The following is a 263-nucleotide window of genomic DNA, read 5'->3' as shown; positions in this document are numbered from 1 at the left end:
CGCAGCGCGAATCCACGGTGCGCATGGCTACGGTGGAAAGCGTACGCGCCGTGAAGATCAGCTCGAACAATGGCCAGCCCAGCGGTCTGGGCGCAGTCGGCGGCGGCGCGCTTGGCGCCGTGGCCGGCAGCGCGATCGGCGGCGGTCGTGGCTCGATCGTCACGGGCATCATTGGCGGCATCGCGGGCGCGGTGGCCGGCAATGCGGTCGAAAACGGCGTGGCCATGCACAATGGCCTCGAGATCACCGTCCGTCTGGATAAC

At 68.8% G+C, this 263-nt stretch carries 1 protein-coding gene; it reads left to right on the top strand.

The window, feature by feature from the left end; all coding sequences use genetic code 11:
- On the top strand, positions 1 to 263 hold a 263-nt coding region (locus SB772_RS42235), incomplete at both ends, for a glycine zipper 2TM domain-containing protein (protein WP_410838804.1).

The sequence above is a fragment of the Paraburkholderia sp. SIMBA_030 genome, assembly GCF_046535245.1.
Classification (GTDB): Bacteria; Pseudomonadota; Gammaproteobacteria; order Burkholderiales; family Burkholderiaceae; genus Paraburkholderia.
Note: the sequence above shows the minus strand (reverse complement) of the source record. Positions and strands in the feature narration are given on the sequence as shown.